At 69.6% G+C, this 2,165-nt stretch carries 2 protein-coding genes; both read left to right on the forward strand.

The window, feature by feature from the left end:
• Window positions 1-1,053 (forward strand): ABC transporter substrate-binding protein (locus G3N93_RS38735; protein ID WP_206135407.1); only part of this gene is annotated, 1,053 nt, incomplete at its 5' end.
• Window positions 1,050-2,132 (forward strand): iron ABC transporter permease, encoded by a 1,083-nt coding sequence (locus G3N93_RS38740; protein WP_206135408.1) that lies wholly within the window; start codon window positions 1,050-1,052, stop codon window positions 2,130-2,132. The genes G3N93_RS38735 and G3N93_RS38740, both read left to right, overlap by 4 nt.
• Window positions 2,133-2,165 lie beyond the last annotated feature (33 nt).

Below are 2,165 nucleotides of genomic sequence, written 5' to 3' on the forward strand. Positions count from 1 at the left end.
CGCACGGTGCGCGTCCCGGCCCAGGCGCCGCGCCGGATCCTGCTTGGCGAGAGCCGGCTGCTGTCGGCGGTCGCGCTGCTCGACGGCGCGCAGCCGCTTGCGCGCATCGTCGGCTGGCAGGGCGACCTGCCGCTGATGGACCCGCAGACCTACGATGCGTACGCCCAGGCGTTTCCGCAAATCCGCCGCATCCCGCTGATCGGCCAGGCAACCGAGGACAGCATCAGCGCCGAGAAGGCGCTGAGCCTGAAGCCCGATCTCGCGATCTTCAGCCTCGGCGGGCACGGGCCGAGCCGCTACAACGCGCTCGTGAAGCAGCTCGAGGCGACCGGTACGACGGTCGTGTTCGTCGATTTCCGGCTGCATCCGCTGCAGAACACGCTGCCGAGCATCGCGCTGCTCGGCGCGGTCATGCACCGCACCGGGCAAGCGAATGCGTATGCAACGTTCTATCGTGCGCATCTCGCGCGGATCGAGGCGGTCGTGAACCGGATTCCCGACGCGCAGCGGCCGAAGGTGTTCGTCGACCTGCTCGCGGGCGTGTGGGATGCCGGCTGCTGCCACACGGCCGGCAACGGCAATTTCGGCGAATTCGTGACGGCCGCGGGCGGCCGCAACATCGCGACAGGGCTGCTGCCCGGCGTGCTCGGCGACATCAGCATGGAGCAGGCGATCGCCGCGCGGCCCGACGTGTACATCGCGACCGGCAGCCGCACGAAGCCGGGGCTCGCGTCGTTGCGGGTCGGTGCGCAGACGAGTGCGCACGATGCGGCGGCGAGCCTCGCGAAGCTCGCCGCGCGACCGGGCTTCGATGCGATCAAGGCGATCCACGATGGCCGCGTGCACGGCATTTCGCACAACTACTACGACTCGCCGTACAACATCCTCGCGATCGAAGCGTTCGCGAAGTGGTTCTATCCGCGGCAGTTCAAGGATCTCGACGTGCGTGCGACGCAGGCCGAACTGCATCGCCGCTTCCTCGCGATCGCGCCGCAGGGCACGGAGTGGGTCGACGCACCGCTGCCGGCCGCCACGTCGCAGGCGGCACGATGAGCGACGCCGTGCTTCAGGATCTCGCGCCTGGCCGTATCCGGGCCGCGAGCCTGCGCGACTACCGCCGCCTCACACGGCGGCGCGCGGCCGCGCTCGTCGTCGTTGCATTGCTGATCGTCGTGTCGGTGCTGTTCGATCTGTCGTCGGGGCCGTCCGGGATGCCGGTTGCAACGCTGTTGCGCACGCTCGTCGAACGCACGGGCGCCGATCCGGCCGCACGCGTGATCGTGTGGCAGATCCGCCTGCCGTACGCGGCGATGGCCGTGCTCGTCGGCGCGGCGCTGGGGCTGTCCGGCGCGGAAATGCAGACGATCCTCGCCAATCCGCTCGCCAGCCCGTACACGCTTGGCGTATCGGCGGCCGCCGCGTTCGGTGCGTCGCTCGCGATCGTGCTCGACGTGACGATTCCCGGCGTCGCGCAAACCTGGGTCGTGTCGGCGAATGCCTTCGTCTTCGCGTTCCTGTCCGCGCTGCTGCTCGACGCGGTCGCGCGCTGGCGCGGGATGAACACCACCGGCGTCGTGCTGATGGGCATCGCGTTGGTGTTCGCGTTTCATGCGCTCGTGTCGCTGATGCAGTTCATCGCATCGGCCGACGCGCTGCAGGGGCTCGTGTTCTGGACGCTCGGTTCGCTCGCGCGCGCCGACTGGCCGAAGCTCGCGGTGCTCGGCGCGGCACTTGCGATCGCGTTGCCGCTGTCGATGCGTCACGCGTGGACGCTGACTGCGCTGCGGCTCGGCGAGGATCGCGCGGCGAGCTTCGGCGTCGACGTGAAGCGCGTGCGGCTCGCGACGCTGCTGCGGGTGTCGGTGCTGTCGGCGCTCGCGGTGTCGTTCGTCGGCACGATCGGCTTCGTCGGACTGATCGCGCCGCATCTCGCGCGCACGCTGTTCGGCGAGGACCACCGTTTCTATCTGCCCGGCAGCCTGCTGGTCGGCGCGCTGATGCTGTCGCTCGCGTCGATCGCATCGAAGCTGATCGTGCCGGGCGTGCTGATCCCGGTCGGGATCGTCACCGCGCTGGTCGGCATCCCGCTGTTCCTCGGCATCGTCGTGCGGTCGCAGGGAGGGCAAGCATGAGCGGGCTGACGATCGAAGGGTTGACCGTGCGTT

It is taken from the genome of Burkholderia sp. Se-20378 (genome assembly GCF_017104665.1).
In the GTDB taxonomy this organism is placed as follows: Bacteria; Pseudomonadota; Gammaproteobacteria; order Burkholderiales; family Burkholderiaceae; genus Burkholderia; species Burkholderia lata.

Bases quoted from the DNA above. Each gene is read 5' to 3' on its own strand.
- G3N93_RS38740 (WP_206135408.1), top strand. From the start codon at position 1,050: ATGAGCGACGCCGTGCTTCAGGATCTCGCGCCTGGCCGTATCCGGGCC.